The sequence below is a fragment of the Sphaerisporangium flaviroseum genome, assembly GCF_039537005.1.
Taxonomy (GTDB): Bacteria; Actinomycetota; Actinomycetes; order Streptosporangiales; family Streptosporangiaceae; genus Sphaerisporangium; species Sphaerisporangium flaviroseum.
Map to the genome: position 1 here is coordinate 230,613 of NZ_BAAAZR010000002.1, position 25,718 is coordinate 256,330.

Below are 25,718 nucleotides of genomic sequence, written 5' to 3' on the forward strand. Positions count from 1 at the left end.
GCGAGGTTCAGAGGTGGTTGTCCGGCTCGGGGGTGGGTTCCGGGGCGGAGGTGAGGGAGCGGGGGTCCAGGTCGCGCTGGTCCAGCGGCGCGGCGTCGCCGGTGAGGATGATCAGGGCGTGCGGCACGAGGACGACGGCGGTGGTGCCGCCGTACGGTGAGCGGCGGATGCTGACCTTGATGTCGTGCCGGATGGCGAGCTGGCTCACCACGAACAGCCCCAGACGGTCGCTGTCGGCCAGGTTGAACTCCGGCGGGTTGGCCAGCCGGCGGTTGATCTCGCCGCGGTCCTCCTCGCTCATCCCAAGGCCCCGGTCCTCGACCTCGATGGCGAAGCCCCGGCCCACCAGCTCTCCCCTGACGGTCACCCGGGTGCTGGGCGGGGAGAAGACGGTGGCGTTCTCCACCAGCTCGGCGAGCATGTGGATCACGTCGGCCACCGCCGTGCCGACCACCGCGGCGTCGGACATCGGCATCACGGTGACACGCGTGTAGTCCTCGACCTCCGCGACCGCTCCCCGTACGACGTCGTGCATGGGGACGGGCTTGCGCCACGCCCGTCCGGCTGGGGCGCCGGACAGGATGATCAGGCCCTCCGCCTGGCGGCGCATGCGCGTGGTGAGGTGGTCGAGCCTGAACAGATCGGACAGGGCGTCGGGGGCGCTGGTCTTCCGCTGCATCGAGTCGAGCTGGGTGAGCTGGCGGTGCAGCAGCGACTGGTTGCGCCGGGCGAGGTTGCGGAACACGAGGCTGATGCCCTTGCGCAGATCGGCCTGGCCCACCGCGGCCTCGACGGCGGTCCTGCGCACGGTCGAGAACGCCTGGGCCACATCCTGCACCTCCAGCGTGGTGCCGGTGACCGGGATCGGCGGCGCCTCGCTCTCGACGTTCACGGCCTCGCCGGCGCGCAGCTTGGCCACGACACGGGGGAGTCGTACGTCGGCCAGGTCCAGGGCCGAGCTGCGCAGGCCGGCCAGCTCCTGCGCGAGGCCGCGGCCGAGCCGCGCGGACAGCACCACGGCGAGGATGATCGCGAGGAGGCCGAGACCGGCGGCGATGACGATCTGCGCGATGATCCCCGAGGCGGTGGCGTCGGTTCGCTCGTTGAGCAGCTTGGCGCGGCTGGCGACGAGCTGGTCGGTCCGCGAGCCGAGCTGGTTCGCCAGGGGCTGCCAGGCGGCGGACTGCTCGGGACGGTCGCCCCGGGACACCACCTGGTTCTCCATGGCGGTGAACCGCTTGTAGTCGGCAGAGGCGAGCAGCTCGTCGTACGGCTGCCGCAGCTCCGTGTCGAGCGCCTGGAGACCGCGGCCGAGCAGCAGCCGGCGACCGGCGACCATCTGGGCGAACGCGCGCTGCTCCTCCTCGGTCAGCGAGCCCTGCAGGATGGCGCCGGACAGCAGCGCGTCCTCCTGGGACAGCAGCTCGCGCGACCTGACCACCGTCTGCAGGCCCGCGGCCTTCCTGTAGAGGGCCAGCTCGGGCACGGTGACGAGCTGGTCGTACATCTGGTAGAGCGATTCCTGGATCTCGGTGTACTCCAGCACCGCCTGGAGGCGGTCGGTGGCGCGGGCGTCGACGTCCTCGCGGATCACGCTGAGCCTGTCGAGCTCCCTCTCCAGCTCGGCCATGCTCTGCACCACGTCGGGGCCGGTCGCCGAGCGGCCCTCCAGCGAGGTGGCGCGCTGGTGGAACAGGGTCACCGCCCTGTCGGTCTCCTCGCGTGCGGCCGAGAGGCGCCCGCCGTCGGGCGAGGTGCCGCTCAGGAAGATGGCGGAAAGCTGCCGCTCCTGCTGGACGTGGTTGGCGAGAATTCCCGCCGGGGTCGCCACCTGATCGAACAGGGTGACGGCTCTGCGCAGATCGAAGTAGTCGCCGACGATGTGCCCGGTGATAAAGCTCCAGAGCACGATTAGCGCGACAATCGGCAGGCTGAGCAGCGAGTATAACTTAAACCGAATAGTACGATTCTGAGGGGCCATGTCTCCGCGCCTTGCGTGAGGCCTATAAAAGGTACTTCTTGCTAATACCGCGCCCAATTGCGAAAAGATCGCTGTGAGGTTAGCACCCACGGCCGACCTCCGTGGCGGAGTTGACGAGGTGCACGCGGCCGGCCTGGTCGCCGCCCGTCACCGTGGCGACGCACCGCCCCGGCCCGTCCTCGATCAACGTGCGGTAGGGATCGCTCTCGTCCGCGTCGATGGCGAACACCGCGAAGTCGCAACGCGCGCCCCGGTCGAGGGCGCCGATCCGGTCGGGCCCCTCGTCGAGTCCGAGCGCCCGGGCGCCTCCGATGGTGGCCGCCTCGATCAGGCGGCGGGCGAGATCCGGCGACCGGTACCCCTGCTGCCGGGCGAGCGCGTGCAGCAGCCGGACGTCCTCCAGCAGGTCGAGCGAGGGCGAGGAGGCGAGCGAGTCGGTGCCGACCGCGATCGCGCTGCCCTCCGCCAGCAGCGCGGCGACCGGCGGCCCGTCGAGGCCGAGAGTGCGGTTGGAACGCGGGCACAGCGCCACGCTCACCCCGCGCTCGCGCAGCAGCGCCCGTTCCCCGGCGTCGAGGTGGACGCCATGGGCGATATGGCAGTGCGGTCCCAGCAGGCCCAGCGCGTCAAGGAAGGCGACCGGCCCGTGACCGGTGCCTCCGGCGCGCAGGATCTCGAAGTCGAAACCCAGGTCGCGCACCAGGCGGGCGATCGGTCCCGTGCCCGAGATCGTGTACTCACGCTCGTGGACCGACTCCAGCAGGTGGATGTGCTGGCGCAGCCCGAACCTGCGGGCGAGGACCGCCAGATCGGCGAGCACCCCGGTGTCGAGGGTGTAGGGGGCATGAGGCGAGATCCCGATCAAGCCCGTCCCGGCGTCCCCCGCGCCGCCGAGCTCGCGAACCGTCGAGGTCAGGTGGTGGCGCCCGGTCTCCGCCCAGCTCGCGTCGGTGTCGCCGAGTACTTCCAGGTAGGAGATCCCGCCCAGGCCCGTCTGGCTGAGCGCGGGCATGGCCTCGACGTCGGTGACCACGTCCGCCACGGCGGTGGTGCCGTGGCGGAGCGCCAGGAGGGCGCCCTCGCGTGCGCTCGCCGCCCAGTCGGTCCTCACAGGGGAGAAGTAGACCGCGTCGAAGGCGGCCGACCACTCCTCGAAGCTGTCGTAGGCGCGCCGGCCCACCTCGGCCATGCGCGTGAACTGCAGGTGGGTGTGGGCGTTGACCAGGCCGGCGACGACGACCCCCGGCCACCGGACCTCCTCCTCTTCTGGATGGGCGGCGAGGATCTCGCGGCGGGGCCCGACCGCGAGCACCCTGCCCCGCCGTACGGCGATCGCGCCATCGAGGATGGGCGGGCGCGAGACCGGGATGACATGTGGCGCCGAGTGGATCACGGCACCCATACGGTCTCCGTCAGGCCGAGGAACTTGGCGGTGACCATCGCCGCGGCCATGACGGCGAAGCCCGCGAGGACCAGGTAGTCGACCCGGTCGAAGGCGAGCTCGCGCATCCACGTGCGGTGCCTGCCGCCGAAGCCGCGCAGGTCCATGGCGTTCACGGTGTCCTCCGCGTCGATCAGCGCGTTCACGGTCACGGGCAGGACGACCGGCCCCAGTGTGATCAGCCTCTTCACCGGGTTACGGCTGCGGCTGTGCTCGTACCCTCTGAGCCGCTGGGCGTCCACGGTCTCCTGGAGGCTCGCCCAGGTGGAGGGCAGGAACCGGAACGTCAGGTCCACGCCGTAGGCCAGCCGCTGGGACAGCCCGAGCCGCGCGAACGCCACCCCGAGGTCCGAGGGCGCGATGTTGAACGCCACCGGGAAGCCCACCATGGCGAGAGTGGTGTACCGCAGGAAGATGGTCGCCGCGTACGACAGGGTGGTCCAGGTGACGGCACTGTGGGTGACCGGGACCGTGAACAGGACCTCGGCGTCCCCGGCGGAGCGGGTGTCCACCGAGGTCAGGATGCTGTTCACCACGACCAGAACGGTGGTGAAGGCCAGCATGACCGCCCAGTTGGCCCGCACACCGCGCCACGGGATGCCCGCGGCGCGGTAGTACACCACGGCGGCCGCGGCGCACAGGAGCACGCCGCGAAGGTCGTCGATCCCCGCCACGGCCACCAGGTAGAGCACGGGAACCAGCAGGAGCAGGCGCGGATCGCGGCGGCTCAGGAAGGAACCCGCGCCCAGGTAGCGCGGCGTGACATCCACCTGGTTACCGTCCGGTCCGCTTGGAGAGCGGTTCCCAGAGCGCGTCCAGCGCCGGGGTCAGGATGACGACGGCGATGGCGTTCGACAGCAGCGCGGGCCCGTAGTTCAGCGTCAGGAAGGTGTTGAAGTCGATGCCCTGGACCCAGATGTCGGTGATGACGAACAGCAGGCCGAGGGCGGTGGCGAGCAGCGCGCCGAGGGCGGTCACGATCAGGCGCACGGCCTCGTTGGCGATCGGGGGCATGTAGGCGAAGATCAGCCCGGCGATGGCGCCGACCAGGCCGTTGGCGATGCTCCAGTTCCAGTAGGTCAGGCCGCTGCCCGTGAGCAGGTCGATGATCATGTTGCCGACCAGGCCGGTGAAGAATCCGGCGATGACCCCGAAGCGCTTGCCGAAGAACGGCACCAGCGCGAAGGCGGGCCGGACGGCGACGGCCTGCGTGCCGGGGATGAGGAAGCTGAACAGCCCGAGCACGGCGTACAGGGCCGCGCCGACCGCGCCGAACACGACCGTGCGGGAGGAGATGGCCAGAACCGGTTCGCGTGGGGTTGTCGCGTCTGCGTTCATGAGGGGGTGGTTCCTTCCTGGGGGGATGGGTTGGAACGTGAGAGGAGCGAAAGGCGGCGGGCCAGGTCGAAGGGATGGGGGATCGGCCCGATGTCGGTCAGGTGGTCGCGGACCGCCCGCACCAGGCCGGTGGCCTCGAGTCCCGCACGCGACCACACGTCGCCGGCCCGGGCCAGCTCGGCGGGGGAGGTGTCGGCGACGACGCGTCCCTCGTCCACGACGACGATGCGGTCGGCGTAGGTGAGCGCGAGGTCGACGTCGTGGGTGATGAAGTAGACGCTCTCGACGCTCTCGGCGGCGAGCGCGTGACCGATGAACTCGGTGGTGGTGTGCAGGTCCTGCCCGGCCGTGGGCTCGTCGAGGATCAGCGTGCGCGGCCGCATGGCCAGGGCGACCGCCACGGTGAGGCGGCGCTGCTGGCCGAACGACAGCGTGCGCGGCGGCCGGTCCATGATGTCCTTCTCGCCGTCGAGGAGCATGGCCCGCAGCACCTTCCTGGACTCCTCGGCGATCTCGGCGGGGCTCATGCCGAGGTTGCGCGGGCCGAACGCGAGCTCCTGCCCGACCGTGGCGCTGAACAGCGCCTGCCCGGGGTTCTGGAACACGTAGCCGAAGGTCGTGGCCAGGCTCAGGATCGACCGATCGGCGACGGGGGAGCCGTCCACGAGCACCTGTCCGCGTGAGGCGGCGATGAGCAGGACGGCGGCGCGCAGCAGCGTGGACTTGCCCGCCCCGTTGGGGCCCAGCACCGCCACCCGCTCGTGCGGGCCGAGGACGAGGTCGATGTCGCCGAGCACGGTCCGCGTGCCGTATCCGAGGGTGACTCCCTGGTACTCCAGGCGGGGGGTGCCGCCTGTGCCCTCCCGGCGGGGCGGCACCGGTACGGCGGGCAGCTCGTCGGCACGGGCGACCAGGGTGGCGAACGGCAGCTTGACGTGCCCGGCCGGCGCCATCGCGAGGAACCCCTCGACGGATCCCTGGTACCGGGTCGAGCCCTCCTCCAGGTAGAGCACCTGGGTGGGCTCGAACCGGAGGATCTCCTCGACCCGGTGCTCGACCACCACGGCGGCGCCACCCTCGTCGACGAACCTGCGGACCTCCCGCATGAGGCGCAGGCTCGCCGCCGGATCGAGGTTGGCCAGCGGCTCGTCCACGACGACGACCTTGGGCCGCATCACCAGCACGCCCGCGAAGGCGACCATCTGCAGCTCCCCGCCGCTGAGCCCGGCGGTGGCGCGGTCGAGGAGATGGGAGATCCCGACGCGGTCGGCCACCTCGGCGATCCGCCGCCGGATCTCGTCCCGCGGCAGGCCGAGGTTCTCGGGGCCGAAGGCGATCTCCGCCGCCACGGTCGTGCCGACGATCTGCTTGCGGGGATCCTGCAACATCGTGCCGACGACTCCGGACATGTCGCGGATCGACCGGCCCGCGACCGGGCGCCCGCCGACCAGGATCTCGCCGGTCACCTGGGCGCGGTAGGCGTGCGGGATCAGGCCGTTGACCAGGCGGAGCAGTGTGCTCTTGCCACACCCCGACGGGCCGCTGACCAGGGAGAGGTCCCCGGGCTCGACGGTGAGGCTGGTCGGGCCAAGGGCTGCCTGCCCGGTCGAAAGGTAGCGGACGGTCGCGTCACGGACCTCGATGAGCGCGGTCATGACGGGATCACCCATCTCCTTTCGAAGTGCGGAGCTGCGCGGGAGCTCGTACCGGACCTGTGTCCAGAGGAGATTAAAGGGGAGATCAACACCTGAGCGCAATTGCGGGTGGGGAGCCGTGTCTGAGAAGACGTGACCGAATCATGCGCTTACGGCTAGCTGAATTACGGGGGGATGAAGCCGGCGCCCGTGCGCGTTACGGGGGTGTTTCGAACGCCGGTGATGAATTTCCGGGTAACAGAGAGAGGCCGGCCAGGTGATCTCGCTGCTTGAGTGAAGCGCACATATGTGCCGGGCCGAGGTCAGGCGGCGGTCAGTGAGAGCAGATGGCTGCCGGCGCGCCTGGCCTCGTCGATGCTGGTGTTGAACACGCGCTCCACCTCCCGGGCCTGCCCGCTCAGCCTGTCGATGTGCGGGATGGCCAGCCGGTCCTGGACGGTCTCGGCCAGGAGCCGCTCGTAGTCGGGGGTGCGCTCCCGCAGCACCCCCAGCTGCCGGTAGGCCCGGTAGACCGCGTCGGCCCTCCGCACCTCGCGGGCGTACTCCTCCAGCGCCGTCACCCGGGCCGCGAGCGAGCGGCGTGCCTGGTCGAGCACCTCGTCGTACGGCGTGAAGACCCCGGCGATGTCGGCGGGCACGTCGCGGGGCACGATCCGCTCGTGCTCCGCCCGCGTACGGGTCAGATCGGCCAGCCGCGTCGCCAGCCGCCAGACCTCGGCCGGCAGGGTCACGGAGTTGTCGATGGAATCCAGCAGGCCGGCGCCGTCGACCTGCGAGGCCAGCACGTCCTCCACGGCCCCCTGGGCTCGCGCCAGCAGTTCGCGGCAGGCGGGGTCGAGGTCTTCGGGAAGGACGAACCGGTCGGAGTGCTCGACGGCCACGCGGAGCCGCCGGCGGGCCTCACGCTGCTTGGGGTCGCCCGCCGCCACCTGGGCGCCGCGGAGGACCGTGACGACGACCCCGAGCACGAACATGCCCCAGGGGCCGGTCAGCAGCAGGGCGAGGAGCAGGAGGAACGCGACGGTCACGACGGTGAGCCGGCCGGGGCCGCAGGGCCGGGGAACGACTCCGGCGCGGGCGGACTTGAGCGCCCCAGGGCTGCTCCGGAGGATCTGCGCGACGTTGGCGGGCAGGGACGGGTCGAGGACAAGCTCCGGGGTGGGCTTACGTGGGTCCACTTGACCTCCTCGGGGGGAAGGTGGCGGAGCCCATGTCGGGCTCACTCCTTTACATCACGCGCCGGTCGACGCCACGATGGCAGACGCCACGTACTGGACATGTTCTTTTGCCACTGTGCTCCTACCGCCTTCTTCGCGTGGACATACAGCGCATATAGGGTTGCAAGTGATGAATGAACTAACGAGGTGGATAGCTCTTGACGGTGCCGTGAACGTGCGAGATCTTGGCGGTCTTCCCACGGTCGACGGCGAGACGACCAGATTCGGGCGCGTGCTGCGGTCCGACAACCTCCAGGGCCTGACGGACGCCGACGTGGAACGGCTCGTCGGCGAGATCAAACTGCGCGACGTGATCGACCTGCGTTCCAACGCCGAAGTCGCCCTCGAAGGCCCCGGCCCGCTGACCCGGGTGCCGGAGGTCGGCATCCATCACCTGACCCTGTTCGCCGAGGGCGGCCGGTACACCGATGTCGAGGCCGACACCGGCGACGTCGGGAACACGCGGATCGAAGGCGACCGGGTGCTGCCCTGGCAGGGCAGGCGCGAGAACGATCTCGCCGAGGTCAGGGTCCTGGGCTTCTACTACGCCTACCTTCGTGACCGCCCCGACTCCATCCTCGCCGCCCTGCGGGTCCTCGCGCAGGGCGAGGGCGCGGCGATCGTCCACTGCGCGGCCGGAAAGGACCGGACCGGAGTGGTCTCCGCGCTGGCCCTCTCGGTGGCCGGGGTGACCCGCGAGGCCATCGTGGCCGACTACGTGGCGACGGGCGACCGTTTGGAGGCGATCCTCGGGCGGTTGCGCCGCAGCGACACCTACCGTGCCGACATGGACTCACGACCGGCCGAGAGCCACATGCCGCGCCCGGAGTTCATGGAGAACTTCCTGCGGGTGCTGGACTACAGGCACCAGGGCCCGCTCGGCTGGCTCGGCGAGCACGGCTGGACGGACGAGGACGCCACGGCCCTGCGCTCCCGCCTGCTCGACTGAGCCAGGACGGCCCACGGCGACCTGGGTGCCGCAGGCCGGTTACGCGTCCGTGGCGATCTGGGTGCCGTCGGTCGGCACCGTGTCCGTGGCGATCTGGGTGCCGTCGGTCGGCACCGTGTCCGTGGCGATCTGGGTGCCGTCGGTCGGCACCGTGTCCGTGGCGATCTGGGTGCCGTCGGTCGGCACCGTGTCCGCGGCGATCTAGGTGCCGTCGGCCGGTTCCGCGTCCGTGGCGAGCGTGACGACGCGGCTTTCCGCCGCGGAGGTCCGGGCCGCGTGCAGCACCGCCAGGGCCTCGGCGACCTCCATCGGGTCCACCGGCGGGGGCGCGCCGCCCGTGAGGGACGCGACCACGCCGGCGTAGAAGTCCTGGTAGGCCCCGGGCAGCGTCTCCACCGCGCGGCTGTCGCCGTCGACGCCCAGCACGCCCCAGCGCTCCGGAGGCTCGGCGCCCCATCCCGGGCCGCCCGGCCGCTCGCCGGCCCTCAGCCGGTCCTCCTGGGGGTCGAGGCCCCACTTGGTGTACGCCCCTCGCGATCCGAGCACCCGGAACCGGGGCCCGAGCTGCCCGGCGACGGCGCTCATCCACAGGTGGGACCTGGCGCCGTTCGCGTGGGCCAGCGCGATGAACGCGTCGTCGTCCGCCCCCACCCCGGCCCGCCGGACGTCGGTCTCGGCGTACACGCCGGTCACCGGGCCGAGGTAGCGCAGCGCCTGGTCGACCAGGTGGCTCCCCAGGTCGTACAGCAGGCCGCCGAGCTCGTCGGGGCCGCCGTTCTCCCGCCACCCGCCCTTGGGCACGGGCCGCCAGCGTTCGAAGCGCGACTCGAAGCGGTGGACCTCGCCCAGGTCGAGGGTGCGCAGCGTGCGGAAGTCACCATCCCACCGCCGGTTCTGGAAGACCGTGAGCATCAGGCCGCGCTCGCGCGCCAGCCGCACCAGGCCGAGGGCCTCGGCGGCGGTGGCGGCAAGGGGCTTGTCGACCACGACGGCCCGCCCCGCCGTCAGCGCCAGCGTGGCCAGCGGGACGTGGGTGCGGTTCGGCGAGGCGATGACCACGAGGTCGAGATCGCGCGCGAGCAGGTCGTCGGCCGAGGGGACGATCTGGGTCTTCGGATGGTCGCGCCCGATCCGCTCGGCGCGCCCGGGGTCGCCCGTGACGACCGCGTCGAGCCGGAGGCCGGGCGTGGCGGCGATCAGCGGCGCGTGGAAGAACTCTCCGGCCGGGCCGTATCCGACCAGGCCCACCTTGATCATGAATCGCTCTCGTCGCGCTCGGCGAGGAAGCGTTCGAACTGCGCGGCCAGCTCGTCCCCCGTCGGCATGGGCGCGGACTCGGCCATGAGGTTCTCCCGCTCCGAGCCGGCGGTGAACGCGTCGTACTGCTGCTCCAGGCCCTGGATGGCGGTGGAAAGCTCGGCCGAGGCGACGATCTGCTCCTCGATCTCGGCCGTGGTCTTCTCCGCCGCGTCCCGCAGGTCCTCCAGGGGGAACATCAGGCCGGTGCTGCGCGTCACGGCCTCAAGGGCCGTCACCGCCGCGCGGGGGTACTCCGCCTGGGCGAGGTAGTGGGGGACGTGCACGGCGTAGCCCAGCGCGTCGTGTCCCCTGGCCCCGAGCCGCAGCTCGATCAGGGCGGCGGCGCTGCCCGGCACCTGGATCCTGCCGAACGGGCTGCCGGGACCGGCGATGAGGTCGCGCCTGGTGCCGTGCGCGGTCACCCCGAGCGGGCGGGTGTGCGGGGCGGCCATGGGGATGCCGTGCACGGTGACCAGCTTGCCGACGTTCAGCCGGGTGGCCAGGGCGCCGATCGCCTCGGTGAACAGCTCCCACTCCCGATCGGGCTCCGGCCCGCTCATCAGCAGGAACTGCGTGCCCCCTGCGTCCTGGGCCAGGTGGACGGCGAGCTCGGGGGCCTCGCAGTCGACCCAGCGGTCGGTGTCGAAGGTCATCAGTGGCCGCCGGGAGCGGTAGTCCAGGAGCCGGTCGACGTCGAACGTCGCCACGACCCGGTGCTCCAGTTCGGCGAGCAGGTGGCCGATGGCGAGCCGTCCGGCTCCTCCCGCGTCCACGAAACCCTCAAAGTGGTAGAGCAGCACCGGATCGGTCAGCTCAGGCACATCACCGCTGAGCCGGTAAAGATCCGTCGGGTCGAACACCTTGGGTCCCAGCCTTTCTTTCGTCTCTCAAGAGAGAACCTATGGGATGTCCTGGGGATTCCGCTGGGCGAGTCGAGCGCCGCCCACGGTTCGGTATGGGGACCGAGGAGACCGTCGCGGCGCCGCTCTCGCGGAGGGCCGATTCCGGGCGTGCGAACGACCGCGGGCAGACCCCCCTCGCGGTGGCGGTGTTCGGGAAGCAGCCCGAGGTCGTGCGGGCACTGCTCGACGCCGGGGCCGATCCGGCGGAGGGCGCGCCGTCCGCGATCGATACTGCTCAGATGTTCGGACATGCCGAATTCCTCATATGGGTCGGTCATATAGGGAAATAGCACCCCAGATCCGGGTGTGTCGCGGAGTAGTTACGGGGAGTTTTTGTTGCCATGATGTGGAGATGGCTGATTTAGCGCCTTCCAGGCTTCGTCTACCCCCTTTGTCGTGTCCGTTCCCCAGCCTGATCAGCCCGTACGCCGACCAGGTGAACCAGGAGACCTTCTCCTGGTTGGTGGCGAGTGGCATGATCGACGATCCGGTCGAGCTGGCCCGCTACCGTGAGGCCAATTACGGTCGGCTCGGAGCCCGCACCTATCCCTACGCCGACCACGACATGCTCCGCCTGGTGACCGACTGGTGTGTATGGCTGTTCGCCTTCGACGACGCCTTCTGCGAGTCGGACCGGCGTGCCGCCGAGATCGCCCGCGCCCTGCCGCAGTTGCTCACCGTCCTCGACGACGTGGACGACCTCGCCGGCGTGCGGGTGGAGAACCCGTTCGCCCGCGCGATGCTCGACATCAAGGGCCGCGTCATCGCGTCCGCGAACGCCGACCAGCTCGACCGATGGCGCTCGGTCACCAAGGACTACCTGTTCGCGCAGGTTTGGGAGGCGGCCAACCGCGAGGACGCCGTCGTGCCGACATACGGCGACTACATCTTCATGCGGCGCAGGACCGGGGCCATGCTCACGGTGTTCGCGCTGATCGACCTGGCCACCGGACATCCCCTGACCCCTGACGACTGGCGCCACCCCGACGTGCGGGCGATCACCGAGAGCGCCAACGACGTGGTGGTCTGGGACAACGACCTGCTGTCGTACGCGAAGGAGCGGCACGGGGTCAACTCGCGCAACAACCTCGTGAGCGTGCTGGCCAGGCACCGGCACCGGTCGATCCAGCACGCGATGAACCACATCGGCAGGATGCGCGACGAGGCGATCCTGCGGATGCTCGTGCTGCGCTCGGAGCTGGAGAGCCTGCGGTCCGAAGCCGTCACGGGCTACGTGCGGGGCCTGGAGCACTGGATCAGCGGGAGCATCGACTACTCCCTCACCAGCACGAGGTACACCCGGGCCTGGCAGGGCACCTCGGCTCCGCGCGTGATCCGCCACGAGAGACACTGAGCCGGGGCCGGCCGCTCAACCGGCCGGCTGTGCCACGGGCGGATCACCCGGGTCGATCTCGCCCATGGTGAAGCTGACGGCCTCCTCGAAGTTCATCGTGGTGCCCTGCTGGTAGGCGGCCATGTAGGCCTCCTCGCCCAGCGACCGCTTGCATTCCTTGACGCACTGCTCGTGCTCGGTGCTGAAGAACGGGGAGCCGAACTGCGGGAGGCCGAACAGCTGCCAGTTGGCCTGCGCCGCGCCGAGGATGCGCGCCGCCCTCGTGGGGTCGCCCTGGTCGACGGCGAGCTGGGACAGGGTCTCCATCGCCAGGACGGCGCCCAGCACGTCGTGGAAGTGGCGCTTGATCCGCAGGGACTCCTGCGCGCTCATCACGGCGTCCGTCGTGCGCCCGGTCATCCGCTCGATCGCCGACGTGGCCCAGACGGCGTACGAGCGCAGCCACAGCTCCCCGCGCTCGGCGCACAGCTGGCGGCAGTCGCGAAGCAGCGATTCGGCCTCGGTGAGCTCGTTCTGCTGGGTGAGCACGACCGCGAGCTCGACGATCGCGGGAAGCAGGCCGGGGTTGAGCTCGCGCCCGCTGCGGTGGAACTCGATCGCGACTCCGAGCAGAGCGGTCGCCTTGTGCAGGTCGCCCTGCAGGAAGGCGGCGGTGCCCTGCATCTTCGTCGCCAGGATCACCGCGATCGAGTCGCCCACGCGCACCGCGTCGGTGGCGCACTGCTCCGCCGCGTCCAGCGCGCCCACGGTGTCCCCCTGGGCGCTGCGGACGTACGCGAGGACCCACAGCGCCTTGCAGCGTTCCTTGCTGGGCTGGGGGCAGGCGTGCAGGGCCCGCTCAAGGTACAGGCGGCCCTCTCGGGCGAACCCGCAGGCGACCCACATGAACCACAGCGAGGACAGCAGCTCCAGACCCGTGCGTGCCTCGGCGGAGTCGTTCAGGCAGTAGTCGAGCGCGGCGCGGATGTTGTCGTGCTCCTGCCGCATCCGCCCGAACCAGTAGACCTGCCGGGGCCCCGACCAGGCGTGCTCGCCCCGCTCGGCGAGCTGGAGGTAGTAGTCGCGGTGGCGGCGCCGGACCCAGTCGGTCTCGTCGAGCTTGTCGAGCCACTCCTTGCCGTAGTGGCGCAGGGTGTCGATGAGCCGATAGCGGACGCCGGCCCGTTCGTTGCTGCTCAGCAGGATCGACTTCTCCACCAGGCCGGAGACGAGCTCCATGACGTTCTCGGCCGGAAGGTCCTCGCTGGCGCAGACATAGCGGGCCGCCTCCAGCTCGAAGTCGCCGGAGAAGATCGACAGCCGGGCCCACAGCAGCCGCTCGGCGGGCTCGCACAGCTCGTGGCTCCACCCGATGGCCGCGCGCAGCGTCTGGTGGCGGGGCAGCGCCGTGCGGCTGGCCCCGGCGAGCAGGCTGAACCGGTCGGTCAGCAGCGTCAGGATCTGCTCCACCGACAGCGCGCGGAGGCGGACCGAGGCGAGCTCGATCGCCAGCGGGATGCCGTCGAGCCGCCGGCACAGCTCGGAGACCGCCGCGATGTTCTCCTCGTCGACCGAGAAACCGGGGACGACGGCGGACGCGCGCTCGGCGAAGAGCTGGATCGACTCGTTGACGTACGGGCTCTCGGAGTCGTCGTCGCCGGGCACCAGCAGTGGCGCGACCGGGATGGTCTGCTCACCCGGGACGCCCATGGACTGCCTGCTCGTCGCCAGCACCCGCACCTGCGGGGCGCTGCGCAGGACCTGGTTCACAAGCTCAGCGCAGGCGCTGAGGAGATGCTCGCAGGAGTCGATGACCAGGAGAAGCCGGCGCGGGTTCAGCCACTCGGTGAGGGTGTCCGCCTCGGACCGGGCCGACTGGTCGGCGATGCCGAGCGCCGCGTTGACGGCGTGCCGCACCATGGTGGGGTCCTGCAGGCGGGACAGGTCGGCGTACCAGACCCCGTCGGGGAACTGCCCGCCGACCTGGTGCGCGATGCGCAGCGCGGTGCGGGACTTGCCCACACCGCCGATGCCCGTCACCGTGACCAGACGGGACTCCTGGAGGCGTTGCCTGATGGTGGCAAGCAGCCGTTCTCTGCCGACGAAGCTGGTCAGCTCCGCGGGGAGATTTCCCTCTCTTCGCCATCCTGCCGGCGTTGCCATGGGCCGCCTCACGGGGGGTCGTTCCGGCGTGCTACCTGCTCCCGCATCGTACCTGTGCGGGCCGTTAGCTGTCTTTGTGCCACGGATGTACGCCTGAGAGTGATCTGCTGAGCAGGCCGCCGCCGCGGAACCCCGCCCGGCACGCGCTCAGGCGGGGGACCGGTGAAGTCGCCGGGGCGCGGGACGATCGCCCGCCCCCGCCGGGCGCGTACCATTGTGGCGTGACTGCGCGAGAGCCGGATGACCTGCGTCCGGTGGACCTCTTCGACGAGGGACTGCCGGTGCTGCCCGACCAGACCAGCGACGACACCGACTCCGGTTGGGGCGACTGGCGCCCACCCGACGACGTGTCCCACCTTCTGGAGGAGCGCCCCCCGCACTGGGGCTGACCGCGATCGCGCCGGCTCGCCGCTCGTGCGCGCCGGCGCGCCGCGTCAGGCTCCGACGGGGTCGGCCGACGGGGTGGAGCCGTTCATCGTGAGCACGCGCTCCTGCCGCTCCGGGCCGTCCGGCACCACGATCGCGGGGAAGGTGCCGGTGTCGACGATGCCGTGCTCGTTGTAGGCGATCTCGATCAGCGCGTGTGCTCTCGGCTCAAGCTTCCACAGCGCGCGGTACTCCCGGGCGGTGGCCAGCGAGACGCCGGTCTCCCTGGCGATGTCGGCCGCGCGCGGGACGAACTTGCGGTCGATCTGCTTGTCCCAGTACGCGCGGGCGGCGCGCATCAGTGCCGCACGCTGAGCGGTGTCGACCACGGCCGGGGCGGGCTCCAGCATCTCGGCGTCCTCGTCCTCGTCGGCGATGTACGCCGCGACCGGTGAGGAGGCCACGGGAAGCGCATGAGGCCGCTGGGGCTCGGGCTCGGGAGCCCATGGGACCGGCGGTCGCAGGTCGATCAGCGCGTTCGTGTTGTACAGCGCGCCGATCTGCGACAACAGGGCTTCCTGGCGGCTGGGGTCGACCGCGAGCCCGGTGTGCTCCACGGCCTGGTCCATCATGCGGTCGAGCCTGGCGAGGGCCGCGCGCATCTTGCGGTCGGAGGCGCCGTCCTCGCGCATCGCGCGGGCCCGCTTGGCGGCGAGGGCCACCCGGGTCAGCCTGCGGTGGGCGTCCACCTCGCTGGCGGTGCGGTCGCTCACCTCGGCGAGCCCGAGCCGGACCATCGCCCGCTCGGGCGTGAGCCGCCACTTGATGCGCGAACGCCCGGTGATGCGGTGCCGTTCGATGGCCATGCCGCGCTCCCACAGCCACGCGGCGACGAGCGGGGCGGCGAGCCGGAAGATCGCCTCGGCGGGGCTGCGGGCATCCAGGCTGGACAGGATCGCGGAGAGGCTGGTGAGCGCCCACACCGCCATGCCGTCGATGCCGGCGGAGTAGTTCTCGCGCATGTTGCGGCGGGCGCGGACGGCGCTGGTGATCACGGCCACCTCGATGAACGCGAAGAGCAGCAGCCGCAGCGGCCCGTCGAAGCCGAGCACGTCGCCGGCGAAACGCCACATGCCCTGAGCGGACACCCCGGTGGCGATGCTGGCGGCGACGATGGTGAGGATGTCCTCGGCCGAGCGGTTCTCGGCGAACCGGCGGTAAGCGCGGGCGACGGCGCGATAGGCGGCGCGAAGCGCGAAGAACGCCAGGACCATAACCACCAGGGCGGACACGCAAATCGTGGCCGTTCCAACGGGATGGTCCGACGCGAAAGTGGTTATCTGATCGATGGGGGGCATCAGTCTCTGTCCGTCATTCTCGATGTCCGACAGGATTATCCGAGGGGATCATTCCAGAACGTCGGCAGACATGCTTGCCGAAACGGACATCCGTCTCCTGAATGTCACCATGCGCAGGGGGCCCCTGAGTGGGCCCATTCCATGGCTGGTGCCTGCGGAGGGCGTCATAAATGGATATTTCCGGATAAATCCGCGTCGGCTGGTCGGGTCAAGACACCACGTCCTTGCGGCGGAAGCGGCGGAAGGCCAGGGCCATGAGGATCGCCGCGTAGGTGACCGACAGGGATGAGCCCTTGATCATGCCGCTCCAGTCGAGCTCCGGCGAGAGCGCGTCCAGCCACGCCGTGCTCCAGAACGTCGGCAGGAACTCGCGTATCACCCCGAGCGCCTCCACCGCCTGCAGGATGTTGCTCACGATCACGAGCCCGACGGCGCCGCCGACCGCGCCGAGCGGCGAGTCGGTGCTCACCGAAAGCAGGAACGCCAGGGCGGCCACGACGAGCTGGTTCACCAGGGCGTACCCGATGACGATGCCGAACCGGGGCAGCACCGTCGAGGCCGGGATCATCTCACCGCTGCCGGGCAGGTGGATGTCGTTCCAGCCGAAGGCGACGGTGCCGGCGAGCAACGCCATCAACGGCAGCGAGATCACCGCCGCCGCCGAGTAGCCGAGCGCCACGACCAGCTTCTGACGCAGCAGCCGGTCGCGGGGCACCGGGGCCGCCAGAAGGTAGCGCAGCGACGCCCAGCTCGCCTCGCTCGCCACGGTGTCCCCGCAGAACAGCGCCACGGCCACCACCAGCAGCAGCGTGGCCGACACCGAGAGCACGAAGGCGGCGAAGTTGAGGCCGCCCTGGGTGGCCAGGTCGGACAGCCGCAGGGAGTTCTGCTGGCCCGGGCCCGGGCCCAGGGAGAACGCCACCACCAGGATCCACGGCAGCGCCAGCAGCACGCCGAACATCACCAGCGTGCGGCGACGCTTGAACTGCCGCACGATCTCCACACGCAGCGGCAGGGTACGTCCGGGCGCGTAGGCCTTGCTGCCGGCCGTGCGGTCGGTCATCGCGTTCATCGCGTCCACCTTGGTGCCGCGCTCATGCCTTGTCCCCGATCAGGTCCAGGAAGACGTCCTCGAGACGTCCCTTCGATCCGTTGGACGACACCGCGCCGCCGAGCAGGCCGGCTACCGGGCCGGCCGTGACCAGCCGGCCGCGGTGCATCACGACCACGTGGTCGCAGGTCTGCTCCACCTCGGCCAGCATGTGGCTGGACACGATCACCGTGCGGCCCTGTGCGGCGTAGCGGATCAGGACCTTGCGCATCTCGGCGATCTGCGGCGGGTCCAGGCCGTTGGTGGGCTCGTCGAGCACCAGCAGGTCGGGCAGGCCGAGCATGGCCTGCGCGATGGCCAGGCGCTGGCGCATGCCCTGGGAGTAGGTGCGCACCGCCCGGTCGAGAGCCGGGCCGAGGGCGGCGATCTCCAGCGCCTCCTGCATGTGCGCGTCGTCCCGCGCGCGTCCGGTCGCCCGCCAGTAGAGCTCGATGTTCTCCCTGCCGGACAGGTGGGGCAGGAATCCCGGGCCCTCGACGAACGAGCCGAGCCGCGACAGGACGGACGCGCCCGGCTTGACCTGGTGCCCGAAGATGCGGATCTCGCCCGCATCCGGGTGGATCAGGCCCATCAGCATGCGCATCGTCGTCGTCTTGCCCGCGCCGTTCGGCCCGAGCAGGCCGAGGACCTGACCCTGCTCGACCCTGAACGACAGGTCGTCCACCGCGAGCTCGCCGTTGCGGTACCTCTTGGTCAGCCCGGTGATCTGCAGCGGCACCCCGGCCAGCTCCGGCTCCGCCTCGTCCGTACGTCGCGTACGTCCAAGGAGCAGCAGGACGGCGGAGACGGCGAGCGCCGCGAGGGGGAGCGCCCAGGTCCACCAGGCCAGACCGGGGGCGCCCGCCCTCAGCGAGGTGTCCGTGGGCACGGTGAGCGCCGGTGAGGCCAGGCCGACCCGGTGCACGGCGGGAGCCGAGGGGGAGGCGTAACCCATGTCCGTGGTGCTCAGCACGACCCGCAGCCGGTGCCCCACGTCGAACCGGTGGTCGATCGCCGGAAGCGTGATCGAGACCGGCGTGCCGCTCTCGGAGGCGGTGACCCGCACCGGGGCCACCAGGCCCTGCGGCAGCGCCGGACGCTGACCGCCCATGTCGTAGAGCTTGGCGAACAACGTCACCTCCCCCTTGCCCCGCACCCGCACCTTGACCACCGGGGCGCCGGTCACCTCCAGCGGCGCGGTGAGCGGCGCGGACTGGAAGGCGGCCGACTGTCCGGGCATGTCCATCGCGAGCCCCGCCCCGCCGAGGTTGGCCAGCAGCCCGCCCACGCCCGGCACCGTGGAGATCGAGGCGGGGGACCCGCCCGGCGGGCTGGCCACCGGCTGGTCCGGGCCTGTGAGCTGGACGGACGTCTGCGCCGTGCCCGACAGGCCGGGATAGCGAGCCGTGGCGGCATGGACGAGGATGGGGCGGCGCGTGCCCGGGTCGCGCCCGCCGTCACGGGTGACGGTGAAGGCGTCTCCTGCGGGGGTGCCGTCCTTCTTGAGCCATCGGTCGAACCAGCCGATCGTCCGGTCGGCCACCCAGTCGATCTCGCCGTCGCCGCCGTCGTGGCCGCCGTCGAACCAGGCGACCTCGACGGGGGCGCCGGTGGCCGCGATGGCCCTGGCGTTGGCGTCGGCGTGGCCGAGGGGGAACAGCGAGTCCTGCTTGCCCTGGATGAGCAGTGCCGGTACCCGGATCTTCCCGGGCACCGAGATCGGGCTCGACCGCCGGAGCATCTCGACGGCGCCGGGGGTGGCGCGGCCGGTCGTCGCGACCTGCTGGTACATCTCGCAGATCGCCGGGAGGAACCGCCCGCACCGCACCTCACGCGCCTGGACGGCGGGATCGGGGGAGCCCGTCGCCGGCGGCGCCTCACCGGGTCCGCCGGGGCCGCCGGTGAGGCCTCCCAGAGCGTCCGCGCCCGGTGCCAGGGGCGACCCGACGGCCCTGCTGAAGAACAGCCCGGCCCACATGCGCTTGAAGACGCCCTGCTCCGGGCCCTCGCCGGTGGCGCCGGGGAACAGGGCGTCGGCGAGGTCGTACCAGGTGATCTGCGGGACGATCGCGTCGACGCGGTCGTCGTAGGCGGCGGCCATCAGGCTGATCGCCCCGCCGTAGGAGCCTCCGGCGACGCCCAGGCGGGGATCGCCCGCGGAGTCCAGCAGGACTTCGGGCCGCCGGGCCACCCAGTCGATGAGCTGCCTGACGTCCTTGACCTCGTAGTCGGGGGAGTTCAGCGCGATCTGGCCGGTGGAGGCGCCGAACCCGCGGGCCGACCAGGTCAGCACGGCGTACCCCTCCTCCGCCGTGCGCACGGCCTCGGCGCGCACGCTCTCCTTGCTGCCGCCGAAGCCATGGGCCAGAAGCACGACGGGCGCCTTCCCGCCCCCGGCCGGCGGGAAGAACGTGGCGTCCAGCGTGACGCGCTGGTCGTCACCGGGCCCGTCGACGACGGGGATCCTCTGGTCGAGCCCTCTCACCGGCGCGGGTGACGGCCACAGCATCCACACCGCGGCGCCGAGGACCAGCACCGTCGCGACGATCAACGCGACCGGCCGCTTCCCCGCAAGCTTCATGCCGAGAGCCTACTGACCGCCCCTGAGAGTCCGCTGAGACGCCCCGCCCGAGGTCGATGCGGGGTATCTCGGGGAAATCCCCGATTGCGGAGCATGTCGAGGACCGGCATCATTCATCGCGTGAAGCCAGGCGCAGGTTTGAAGGACAAGGCCACTCGCGGAGTCGAGTGGGCCCTCCCCTACTGGACCAGGGGTGAGGCGGGCCGTGAGACCCCACCCGAGCTTCTCCGTGTGCTGTACTACGGCTGGATCGGAGCCTTCGTCCTCAAGGTCGCCGGCGCCTCATGGGACGTCTCCTGGCACTTCAAGTGGCTGCGTGACGACCTTGCCCCTCCGCACCTGCTCAACAGCGCCGGCACGGCCATCGTGCTCACGCTGACGATCGTGCACAGCTACACCGGGTACGGCGTGGACCGCACGGCGCAGCGGCTGATCCAGTGGGGCACGGGGGCGTTCCTGATCGCGGTCCCGATCGACCTGATCAACCACCGGGTGAACGGCGTCGACATCACCTCGTGGAGCCCTTCCCACATGCTGCTCTACGTCGGCACGGCGTTCATGATCGCCGGAGTGATCCGCGGGTGGTACCTCTACGCGCCCGAGGACGGGCGGCGCTCCATCGTCCTCGGCGCGCTCTTCGTCTTCTTCCTGGAGAACACGCTCTTCCCGAGCGAGCACCAGGAGTACGGCATCCTGGAGCTCGCCTCGTGGGATCGCGGCCGGCCCTACGCCGAGCCGTCACTGATCAACTTCGCCGCCGAGCAGATGGGCCGCCCGGTCGATCGGGGCATGGTGGAGGCGTTCTCCCTGCCCGTCCCCGACTGGGTGTATCCCATGTGGTTCGGCGTCGCCGCGGTGCTGGTGCTGGTCCTGGCGCGCAAGCTGATCGGCCGCCACTGGTCGGCCACCGCGGTGGCGGCCGTCTACGTCGGCTTCCGCACCGCCATCTGGCCGCTGCTCGTCGTCTTCCACTTCCCGCCGTCGGCCGTCCCGTTCTTCCTGCTCGCCGCGGCCGTATGCGTGGACCTGGCGTTCCTGATCCGGATTCCGGCCGTACGGGCCGCGCTCGGCGCCGTGCTGGTCACCGCGGCGGTCTACGGCGGGCTGGCCGCGCAGGACCTGCTGCTGGAGGCCCCGCCGTTCCTGCTCGCCTCCGCGCCCGTCACGGCCGTCCTGCTCGGTGCGGGGTGGTTCGGCGCCGAGCGGTACGCCCGCAGGCGCTCCGACGAGCCCGAGGCCCAGGCGCCCTTGCCCGTCACCGCGCCCGTCGTACCGTAAGGGCGGCACCCCGGCCGTAAGGGCGGCTCCCCGGTCCAGGGCAGCGGGGGTCAGGCGACCGGGGCGCGCGTGAGCGCCACCGCGACACCGTACGCCAGGCCCATCACGCCCAGCTCCAGCGCCGCCCAGGCGGCGAAGGAGGTCGCCTGCCGCCGTGCCACACCGGGCAGCAGGCGCCAGCGGATGTTGGCCCCGAGCGCGCCCACCGCGCACACGAAGACCACCTTGGCGACCACGAGCTGACCGTAGTGGGTGGTGAACAGCGACCCGGGCAGGCTGGTGGCCGGCGAGAGCGCCAGCTCGACCAGGCCGCTGAACAGCCCGGAGAGGGCGACCACCACCAGGGCCACGGTGGCCAGCCGGGAGAACCTCGGCAGGGCCCTGGCCAGCAGCTCGCGGTCACGTGTCAGCAGCACGGCCAGCGCCACCAGGCCGCCGGTCCACGCCGCCGCGGCGACGACGTGCAGCTCCATCGACACCATGCTCAGGTCGTGCCAGTACCAGTTCGAGGCGTGCCCGCTGACCGGCAGCGGGAGCAGGCCGAACACGGCCACGACCACGCGCAGCTCCGCGGGCACCTTCTCCCCGAAACGCACGGCGAGCAGCCCGAAGAACGTGTAGATGAGCGCGCACGCCGCGCTGATCACCAGGCCCTGGCCGGCGCCGATCAGGCTCACGTAGACGGCGGGGTCGGGCATGCGGCCGGGAGTGATCTCGGCGGCGCTGAGCACCATGGCCACCAGGGCCGCGAGCGCCCATCCGAAGGCCGCCACGACCGCCCAGACGCGGGCCCTCGACAGGATCGGCTCGGTGCGTTCCTGATCGTCGAATCCGAGGAACCTGGGCAGCAGGCTGAGCCCGACGGTCGCGAGCGCGCACAGATCGAGCACCAGGCGGACCACCGGCAGGCCGTACTCGACGAGCGGCCCGGGAAGCGTGATCCCCGGGACGGATTCGGGCGCCGTCCACCAGGTCGACACCGCCACGGCCAGCAGCCCGGCGCCGGCCAGCCCCAAGGCCGGCACCCGCCTGGCCTCCTCCGCCGGCACCTGGTCCGGGGCGTGGCCGTTCGCGTCGGCAGGCAACGGCGCCCCGGACGGCTCGGCACCGGTGGACGGCCGGGGAGAGTCCGTCCCTGTGCCGGTGGGCGCTTGGGACGGGTGGGTGCCGGTGGACGGCCGGGGGGAGTCCGTCCCCGTACCGGTGGGCGCTTGGGACGGGTCGGTGCCGGTGGACGGCGTCTGTGTCTCGTCGGTGGTGCTCACCCGCGGGAGCCCTTCTTCCGGCGCCCCTTGCGCGCGACGATCAGGATGCCGAGCCCCGAGAGCAGCAGCGCGACCACGAGCAGGCCCCACACCCAGCCGCCACTGCTCGGCACCGGCGCATCCGAGGGGGCGATCTGCCTCGCGGTCGTCGCGGGGGTCTGCCCGGTCCCACCGGTGACGGTGAAGCCGATCTTGCCGCTGACGGGGTGGCCGTCGTTGGAGACGATCTGGTAGCCCACGATGTACGCGCCGGCCGCGACCGTGGCGGGAAGCGTGGCCGTCACCTCGTTGTCCATGACCTCCACCGTGGCAGCGGAGACGATGCCGTCGGGGCTCGTCAGCGCGACCTGGGCGAAGTCGGCCCTGACCGGCTGGTCGAAGGTCAGCGTCACCTTGCCGGGCACGGAGGAGAGCGTCGAGCCGTCCCTGGGGTCGCTGCCCGTCAGCACGTTGTGGGCCTGGGCGGGGGCGACGGCCACAGCCAGCGCCGCACAGGCCACCAGCAGGACCGCGAGAAGTCGCCTCACCGGGAAATGACCTTTCTTCGCATTTATCTAGACCCGACCATGGTGTCATCTATGCGAACCGTAAGCGTCCGTCAAGCCACGGCGACGCCGCTCGACGGCGTCCGCGTGAGGCCAGGGGAACCGTCCGGGCCGGCGCGGCGGACGTCGGTAGGCTTGTCGGCGTGGAACCTGGGCTGTTGTTCGATGGTGCCGCCGTTTACTACAACCGGTACCGCCACGGGTATGGCGAAGAGGTCGTCGATCACATGGCGAGGGAGCTCGCCCTGGGCAGGCGATCGCGAGTGCTCGACCTGGGCTGCGGGCCCGGCACGCTGGCCATCCCGCTGGCGCGGTTCGCCGGGGCGGTCGTGGCCGTCGATCCGAGCGACGACATGCTGGCCGAGGGGCGGCGCCGGTCGCCCGCGAACGTGCAATGGCTGAAAGGCGATTCGAGCCGCCTGAAGGAGCTACCGCTCCGCCGCGTCGACCACGTCGTCATGGGCCGGTCGTTCCACTGGATGGATCGCGCCCGCGTGCTGGCCGACCTCGACGGCATGCTTCCCCCCACGGGGGCCGTCGTGCTCGTCGGGCCGACCGCCACCTTGGTGGAGCCGCCCTGGGAGCCGGTGGCACAGGCCGTGCGGCAGTCGTTCGCCCTTGAGTGGCCGGTCGGGAACGGCTCCTTCCAGCGCACCGGCCGGCACCATCCCGAGTTGCTCGCCGAGTCGCCCTTCAGCCGTTTGTCCACCGCCTCCTTCCACCGTACGGCGGTGCGTGACACCCAGGCCGTGATCGGGTTGCAGCTGTCGTTCTCCTACTCCTCACCCGCACGGCTGGGGGACCGGCTGCCCGCGTTCCTGGAGCGGCTGGAGCAGGCGCTGGTGGAGTCCAACCCCACCGAGACCTGGGAAGAGGAGATCGCCACGGAGGTCGTCGTGGCCCGCAGGCCGTAAGAACCGGGCGCCCTGAAGGTCTTTATCGTGAGGGGCCAGGGCGACTACCATCCCAGCACGCCTCATTACATGGAGCCACGCTGGTGAGTACCGTACCCCCCGTCAGGCCGCCGCAGGACCTCCCGGACGCGCTCGCCGAGCCCGTCAGGCGGGTGGGGGCGCGCTGGGTGGCCCTCATCTCGCTGGCGAACCTCGCCCTGTGGATGGGCTACTTCGGCCCGTTGCAGGTGCTGCTGCCCAAGCAGATCGCGCTGGCGGACCCACTGGGCAAGGAGGCGACGCTCGCCTGGGTGACCGGCATCGGCGCCGCCGTGGCGATGGTCTTCAACCCGCTGGCCGGAGCGCTGTCCGACCGTACGACGGGGCGCTTCGGCAGGCGCCATCCCTGGACGCTGCTGGGCGGGCTCGCGGGTGGCCTGGCCCTGGCCTTCCTGGCGTTCCAGGGCACGGTCGTCGGCGTGGCGATCGGCTGGTGCCTGGCGCAGGCCGGGCTGAACGCCATGCAGGCCGCGCTGACGGCGGGCGTTCCCGACCACGTTCCGGTGCGGCAGCGCGGCGAGGTGTCCGGGTGGATCGGCATCCCGCAGACGATGGGGGTGGTGCTCGCGGTCGTTCTCGTGACGATGGTCGCCACCACCACGCAATCCGGATATCTGCTGATCGGCGGATTGATCCCCCTCTGCGTGCTCCCGTTCGTGCTGACCACCCCCGACGCCCGGCTGCCCGCCGAGCACCGGCCGCCGTTCAGCGCCCGGGAGTTCCTGCGCGGCTTCTGGATCAGCCCGCGTGCCCACCCCGACTTCGCCTGGGCCTGGCTCACGCGCTTCCTGATGCAACTCGGCAACGCGATCGCCCTGCTCTACCTGCTCTACTTCCTCACCGACGCGGTCCACTACGAGCGGCTCTTCCCCGGGCAGAAGGCCGAGGACGGCCTGCTCGTGCTGATCCTGATCTACACGGTCACGGTGGTGCTCACCGCGGTGACCAGCGGCGTGATCTCCGACCGCCTGGGCCGCCGCAAGACCCTGGTCACGGTGTCGGGCGTCATCAGCGCCGTGCCCGCCGTGATCATGGCGTTCTGGCCGCAGTGGACGATGGTGATGGTGGCCGCCGTCATCATGGGGATCGGCTTCGGCATCTACCTGTCGGTCGACAACGCCCTGGTCACCCAGGTCCTGCCCGCCGCGGCCGGCCGGGCCAAGGATCTCGGGGTCATCAACATCGCCAACTCCGGCCCGCAGGTGCTCGGCCCGGTGATCGCCGGTCCGATCGTGGCGAGCATGGGCGGCTATCCCGTGCTGTACCTCACCGCCGCCGCGCTGGGCCTGCTCGGAGCGGGCCTGGTGTGGAAGATCCGTTCCGTCCCCTGACCGACCGGCGCGGTCATCCGCCGAGGAGGTAGGTGTCGAGCCGGCCGCACATGCCGAGCCGGGCCTCTGGCGCCGCGGTCAGGATCCGGGCGTCCCTGAGGTGGTCGGCGTTCCCCTCGCGAAGCGCCTGGAGGTGCACACCTGTGACCTCGGCGGCCTGCAGGGCTCCGTCCCGCCACCGCTTCTCGAAGGCGTCCAGCTTGCCCGAGACGATGGCGGCGGCCTGGCGGTGGAACGTCGCCAGGGTGTCACGACCCTGGTCCCGCAGCCGCAGGAAGCCTTCGATCGCCACGTCACGGCGGCGCCGTGCCCCCTCGGCGTCGGTGATCGCGGCGATCTCGCCGTACGCGGCCGGGTCGGCCAGCACGGCGGGCGGAAAGGTGAAGACGGCGTCCCCGGCCTCGGGCAGGCCGCTGTTCTGCATGACCACGACGATCCGCAGCCGCCCGTCGTCGTTGACCAACCGGTGGATGGTCCCCGGGGTGAACCACACCACGGCCCCCGGCTCCAGGGGCGTCACGGCGTACCCCTCCCAGGTCAGCGTCTGGACCGAGCCGGTGCCCTCGACCACGATGTAGGCCTCGGAGCAGAGCAGGTGCATGTGCGGAGAGCCGCCGCAGACCCCGTCGGCCGCGGCCCAGTCGTAGACGCGCAGACCGGACACGCCCACACC

General features: G+C 71.2%; 23 protein-coding genes. 8 read left to right on the forward strand and 15 right to left on the reverse strand.

The window, feature by feature from the left end; all coding sequences use genetic code 11:
• Positions 1-7: 7 nt before the first annotated feature.
• From ABD810_RS07305 to ABD810_RS07330, 6 genes are all read right to left on the reverse strand, one after another.
• Complete coding sequence (locus ABD810_RS07305; RefSeq protein WP_344935934.1) at positions 8-1,909, reverse strand: sensor histidine kinase; 1,902 nt, start codon at positions 1,907-1,909, stop codon at positions 8-10.
• A gap of 151 nt (positions 1,910-2,060) precedes the next feature.
• Positions 2,061-3,383 (reverse strand): amidohydrolase family protein, encoded by a 1,323-nt coding sequence (locus tag ABD810_RS07310; protein ID WP_344935937.1) that lies wholly within the window; start codon positions 3,381-3,383, stop codon positions 2,061-2,063.
• A complete protein-coding gene (locus ABD810_RS07315; RefSeq protein WP_344935939.1) occupies positions 3,371-4,192 on the reverse strand; it encodes an energy-coupling factor transporter transmembrane component T family protein in 822 nt (273 codons plus the stop codon). Before ABD810_RS07315 ends, ABD810_RS07310 begins: the two co-directional genes overlap by 13 nt.
• Before the next feature lie 4 nt (positions 4,193-4,196).
• Positions 4,197-4,760, reverse strand: coding sequence for an ECF transporter S component (locus ABD810_RS07320; RefSeq protein ID WP_344935942.1), 564 nt, complete (start codon positions 4,758-4,760; stop codon positions 4,197-4,199).
• On the reverse strand, positions 4,757-6,430 hold the full coding sequence (locus tag ABD810_RS07325; protein ID WP_344935944.1) for an ABC transporter ATP-binding protein: 1,674 nt from the start codon (positions 6,428-6,430) through the stop codon (positions 4,757-4,759). Before ABD810_RS07325 ends, ABD810_RS07320 begins: the two co-directional genes overlap by 4 nt.
• Before the next feature lie 287 nt (positions 6,431-6,717).
• Positions 6,718-7,593: a hypothetical protein gene (locus ABD810_RS07330; protein ID WP_344935947.1), complete on the reverse strand. Its 876-nt coding sequence runs from the start codon at positions 7,591-7,593 to the stop codon at positions 6,718-6,720.
• 169 nt (positions 7,594-7,762) lie between these two features.
• Here ABD810_RS07330 and ABD810_RS07335 point away from each other — a divergent pair, with 169 nt between their 5' ends.
• Positions 7,763-8,581: a tyrosine-protein phosphatase gene (locus tag ABD810_RS07335; protein ID WP_344935948.1), complete on the forward strand. Its 819-nt coding sequence runs from the start codon at positions 7,763-7,765 to the stop codon at positions 8,579-8,581.
• 25 nt (positions 8,582-8,606) lie between these two features.
• Positions 8,607-8,786 carry a hypothetical protein gene (locus ABD810_RS07340; protein ID WP_344935950.1) on the forward strand — a complete coding sequence of 60 codons (180 nt, stop codon included), beginning with the start codon at positions 8,607-8,609 and terminating at the stop codon, positions 8,784-8,786.
• Here ABD810_RS07340 and ABD810_RS07345 read toward each other — a convergent pair.
• Both ABD810_RS07345 and ABD810_RS07350 read right to left on the reverse strand, forming a co-directional pair.
• A complete protein-coding gene (locus tag ABD810_RS07345) occupies positions 8,783-9,838 on the reverse strand; it encodes a Gfo/Idh/MocA family oxidoreductase (protein ID WP_344935953.1) in 1,056 nt (351 codons plus the stop codon). The two genes, ABD810_RS07340 and ABD810_RS07345, sit on opposite strands and share 4 nt — an antisense overlap.
• Complete coding sequence (locus ABD810_RS07350; protein ID WP_344935955.1) at positions 9,835-10,740, reverse strand: proteasome assembly chaperone family protein; 906 nt, start codon at positions 10,738-10,740, stop codon at positions 9,835-9,837. Before ABD810_RS07350 ends, ABD810_RS07345 begins: the two co-directional genes overlap by 4 nt.
• A gap of 95 nt (positions 10,741-10,835) precedes the next feature.
• Between ABD810_RS07350 and ABD810_RS07355 the strand changes: the two genes are divergently transcribed.
• Positions 10,836-11,072, forward strand: coding sequence for an ankyrin repeat domain-containing protein (locus ABD810_RS07355; protein ID WP_344935958.1), 237 nt, complete (start codon positions 10,836-10,838; stop codon positions 11,070-11,072).
• A gap of 101 nt (positions 11,073-11,173) precedes the next feature.
• Complete coding sequence (locus ABD810_RS07360; protein ID WP_344935961.1) at positions 11,174-12,136, forward strand: 4-epi-cubebol synthase; 963 nt, start codon at positions 11,174-11,176, stop codon at positions 12,134-12,136.
• Between the two features lie 15 nt (positions 12,137-12,151).
• Here the strand turns inward: ABD810_RS07360 and ABD810_RS07365 are convergent, their stop codons facing one another.
• Positions 12,152-14,278, reverse strand: a complete 2,127-nt coding sequence (locus tag ABD810_RS07365) for an ATP-binding protein (protein WP_344935963.1) — start codon at positions 14,276-14,278, stop codon at positions 12,152-12,154.
• 221 nt (positions 14,279-14,499) lie between these two features.
• Between ABD810_RS07365 and ABD810_RS07370 the strand changes: the two genes are divergently transcribed.
• Positions 14,500-14,667: a hypothetical protein gene (locus tag ABD810_RS07370; RefSeq protein WP_344935965.1), complete on the forward strand. Its 168-nt coding sequence runs from the start codon at positions 14,500-14,502 to the stop codon at positions 14,665-14,667.
• Positions 14,668-14,712: 45 nt separating this feature from the next.
• Here the strand turns inward: ABD810_RS07370 and ABD810_RS07375 are convergent, their stop codons facing one another.
• From ABD810_RS07375 to ABD810_RS07385, 3 genes are all read right to left on the reverse strand, one after another.
• A complete protein-coding gene (locus tag ABD810_RS07375; RefSeq protein WP_344935967.1) occupies positions 14,713-15,936 on the reverse strand; it encodes a hypothetical protein in 1,224 nt (407 codons plus the stop codon).
• Positions 15,937-16,210: 274 nt separating this feature from the next.
• Positions 16,211-17,074, reverse strand: coding sequence for an ABC transporter permease (locus ABD810_RS07380; protein ID WP_344935970.1), 864 nt, complete (start codon positions 17,072-17,074; stop codon positions 16,211-16,213).
• A 22-nt stretch (positions 17,075-17,096) separates the two neighbouring features.
• A complete protein-coding gene (locus ABD810_RS07385) occupies positions 17,097-19,673 on the reverse strand; it encodes an alpha/beta fold hydrolase (RefSeq protein WP_344935972.1) in 2,577 nt (858 codons plus the stop codon).
• A 138-nt stretch (positions 19,674-19,811) separates the two neighbouring features.
• On the opposite strand from ABD810_RS07385, the gene ABD810_RS07390 reads away from it, so the two are divergent.
• Complete coding sequence (locus tag ABD810_RS07390; protein WP_344935974.1) at positions 19,812-20,951, forward strand: hypothetical protein; 1,140 nt, start codon at positions 19,812-19,814, stop codon at positions 20,949-20,951.
• A gap of 50 nt (positions 20,952-21,001) precedes the next feature.
• Here ABD810_RS07390 and ABD810_RS07395 read toward each other — a convergent pair whose 3' ends face one another.
• Both ABD810_RS07395 and ABD810_RS07400 read right to left on the reverse strand, forming a co-directional pair.
• Positions 21,002-22,216, reverse strand: a complete 1,215-nt coding sequence (locus ABD810_RS07395) for a copper resistance D family protein (protein WP_344935976.1) — start codon at positions 22,214-22,216, stop codon at positions 21,002-21,004.
• Complete coding sequence (locus tag ABD810_RS07400) at positions 22,213-22,743, reverse strand: copper resistance CopC family protein (protein ID WP_344935978.1); 531 nt, start codon at positions 22,741-22,743, stop codon at positions 22,213-22,215. Before ABD810_RS07400 ends, ABD810_RS07395 begins: the two co-directional genes overlap by 4 nt.
• 161 nt (positions 22,744-22,904) lie before the next feature.
• Here ABD810_RS07400 and ABD810_RS07405 point away from each other — a divergent pair, with 161 nt between their 5' ends.
• Together ABD810_RS07405 and ABD810_RS07410 are read left to right on the forward strand one after the other, a co-directional pair.
• Positions 22,905-23,675 carry a class I SAM-dependent methyltransferase gene (locus ABD810_RS07405; protein ID WP_344935980.1) on the forward strand — a complete coding sequence of 257 codons (771 nt, stop codon included), beginning with the start codon at positions 22,905-22,907 and terminating at the stop codon, positions 23,673-23,675.
• An 83-nt stretch (positions 23,676-23,758) separates the two neighbouring features.
• Positions 23,759-25,045, forward strand: a complete 1,287-nt coding sequence (locus tag ABD810_RS07410; protein ID WP_344935981.1) for an MFS transporter — start codon at positions 23,759-23,761, stop codon at positions 25,043-25,045.
• Positions 25,046-25,058: 13 nt separating this feature from the next.
• On the opposite strand, the gene ABD810_RS07415 is transcribed toward ABD810_RS07410, so the two are convergent.
• On the reverse strand, positions 25,059-25,709 hold the full coding sequence (locus ABD810_RS07415; RefSeq protein WP_344935983.1) for a cupin domain-containing protein: 651 nt from the start codon (positions 25,707-25,709) through the stop codon (positions 25,059-25,061).
• Positions 25,710-25,718: the final 9 nt, after the last annotated feature.

What these genes read in the sequence shown, in the direction of transcription:
- ABD810_RS07355 (WP_344935958.1), top strand. Translation starts at nt 10,836, where the DNA reads ATGGGGACCGAGGAGACCGTCGCGGCGCCGCTCTCGCGGAGGGCCGAT.
- ABD810_RS07345 (WP_344935953.1), bottom strand. Translation starts at nt 9,838, where the DNA reads ATGATCAAGGTGGGCCTGGTCGGATACGGCCCGGCCGGAGAGTTCTTC.
- ABD810_RS07335 (WP_344935948.1), top strand. Translation starts at nt 7,763, where the DNA reads ATGAATGAACTAACGAGGTGGATAGCTCTTGACGGTGCCGTGAACGTG.
- ABD810_RS07380 (WP_344935970.1), bottom strand. Translation starts at nt 17,074, where the DNA reads ATGAACGCGATGACCGACCGCACGGCCGGCAGCAAGGCCTACGCGCCC.
- ABD810_RS07385 (WP_344935972.1), bottom strand. Translation starts at nt 19,673, where the DNA reads ATGAAGCTTGCGGGGAAGCGGCCGGTCGCGTTGATCGTCGCGACGGTG.
- ABD810_RS07325 (WP_344935944.1), bottom strand. Translation starts at nt 6,430, where the DNA reads ATGGGTGATCCCGTCATGACCGCGCTCATCGAGGTCCGTGACGCGACC.
- ABD810_RS07310 (WP_344935937.1), bottom strand. Translation starts at nt 3,383, where the DNA reads ATGGGTGCCGTGATCCACTCGGCGCCACATGTCATCCCGGTCTCGCGC.
- ABD810_RS07320 (WP_344935942.1), bottom strand. Translation starts at nt 4,760, where the DNA reads ATGAACGCAGACGCGACAACCCCACGCGAACCGGTTCTGGCCATCTCC.
- ABD810_RS07365 (WP_344935963.1), bottom strand. Translation starts at nt 14,278, where the DNA reads ATGGCAACGCCGGCAGGATGGCGAAGAGAGGGAAATCTCCCCGCGGAG.